The sequence below is a fragment of the Mesorhizobium sp. M7A.T.Ca.US.000.02.2.1 genome, from assembly GCF_003996995.1.
Lineage (GTDB): Bacteria > Pseudomonadota > Alphaproteobacteria > Rhizobiales > Rhizobiaceae > Mesorhizobium.
The window spans coordinates 1-1,328 of record NZ_RZTT01000761.1 but is presented as its reverse complement, the minus strand read 5'-3'; the positions used below and the strand labels follow the sequence as shown (position 1 = coordinate 1,328).

The window sequence follows — 1,328 nt, the reverse complement described above, 5'->3', positions numbered from 1 at the left end:
GCACATCGCCAGGCTCGTCGCGCTCGACCAACACACCGGCCGCATCGACCTCGACGGTATCGATGTGCTCGACGGCACGCCGGTCATCGACATCAAACCTTATTTCGTCTCGACCGACGCCATAGCGGAAGCGACCATCGAAGGGCGGGACGAGCCCGATCGGACCCGGCGATGACAGCGCCGACCGGCCGCCGCCGCGCCATCGCCAAGGCGCTGACCGCTCTTCTGCCGCTGGCGCCCTATGCCGACATGGAGAAGATCCGCGGCGACGCCGGCGCGGTCCACATGAAGACCTTGCCGCCGGGCATCGCCGTATGGTTGGCGACGATTGCCCATATCCGCCACATGCACACCGATTACGAAAAACTGCTGAGCGAAGGCTATGACCGCGACTCGGCGCGTTTCTTTGTCATCGAGCAGACCAACATCGTGCTCACCCGCTGGCGCGCAACCCGCCTGCTCGACGCCGACGACGAGGAGGAATGACCACGGCTACTTCCGCTTCAGCACGGCGACCGCATTGTAGGGCTGGCCATCGGCGTGGCCGACCCAAATCCAGGACAGATTGCCCTTGTAAAACCTTACGGTGATGTTGCCGCCGTCGATGCACTTGTCCTGACCGTAGGTGATGCTCTCGTGGTATTCCGCTGAAATGTCGTCCCTTGATGTCTGCGACAGCGATCCGCCGCAGCCGAGTGACGGATAGTCGATCGACGCGCTGCCATCGTTGATGGTCATGGCGATCGCCCAGTCGGCGCCGGCGTCACCGGCCGGGCTCTGGTGGCCATTGCCTACCCAGGTGCCGCTCAGCGACGGCACGTTCACCGCACAAGGCAGATTCTGGAAGATCGCCGTCAATTCGCCGCCGGTTTTCTCGCAGCGATAGGTCTGGCCGCTCTGGCACAATTCCTCGCCTTCGCGCGCGCACTGGGCGCGGGCGTCGCCCGCAGCGGCGAGCATCATCATTGCCGCTGTGACGGCCCCAAACCTGCCCATTTTCCCCTCCCGTTCAGACCCGGAACGATAGGGCAATCGCGATCGAATGTATCGGCCAGATCGTCATGGAGGCCGAACAGCGCCGGGCGGGTGGCTCTATGCCTTCTGCCCGGCGCCGCTAACCTCTCGCCTGCGTGACAGGAGGCCCCGATGAGCCGGACGATGGCAACACAGGACGAGAGGCAACTGCCCGTGGTTGGCGACCGCCATGTCGACCCGCACTCCTATCCCGAGGGCGTCGCCTTCCTTGATGGCCAATACCTGCCGATGTCGCAGGCCAAGATCTCGGTGCTGGACTGGGGTTTTCTGCATTCCGACGCCACCTACGACAC

3 protein-coding genes and 1 pseudogene are annotated in these 1,328 nt (G+C 64.1%); 3 read left to right on the top strand and 1 reads right to left on the bottom strand.

The window, feature by feature from the left end; genetic code table 11:
• Window positions 1–175, top strand: a 175-nt coding sequence (locus EOD15_RS34405; RefSeq protein ID WP_185929167.1) for a TrmO family methyltransferase, incomplete at its 5' end; no start/stop codon positions are given.
• Window positions 172–486, top strand: a complete 315-nt coding sequence (locus EOD15_RS34400; RefSeq protein ID WP_127322835.1) for a DUF2293 domain-containing protein — start codon at window positions 172–174, stop codon at window positions 484–486. The genes EOD15_RS34405 and EOD15_RS34400, both read left to right, overlap by 4 nt.
• 6 nt (window positions 487–492) lie before the next feature.
• Here EOD15_RS34400 and EOD15_RS34395 read toward each other — a convergent pair whose 3' ends face one another.
• A complete protein-coding gene (locus EOD15_RS34395; protein WP_127322834.1) occupies window positions 493–996 on the bottom strand; it encodes a hypothetical protein in 504 nt (167 codons plus the stop codon).
• A gap of 150 nt (window positions 997–1,146) precedes the next feature.
• On the opposite strand from EOD15_RS34395, the pseudogene EOD15_RS34390 reads away from it, so the two are divergent.
• Window positions 1,147–1,328 (top strand): annotated as a pseudogene (locus EOD15_RS34390) (branched-chain amino acid transferase); the annotation flags it as partial.

What these genes read in the sequence shown, in the direction of transcription:
- EOD15_RS34395 (WP_127322834.1), bottom strand. Translation starts at nt 996, where the DNA reads ATGGGCAGGTTTGGGGCCGTCACAGCGGCAATGATGATGCTCGCCGCT.
- EOD15_RS34400 (WP_127322835.1), top strand. Translation starts at nt 172, where the DNA reads ATGACAGCGCCGACCGGCCGCCGCCGCGCCATCGCCAAGGCGCTGACC.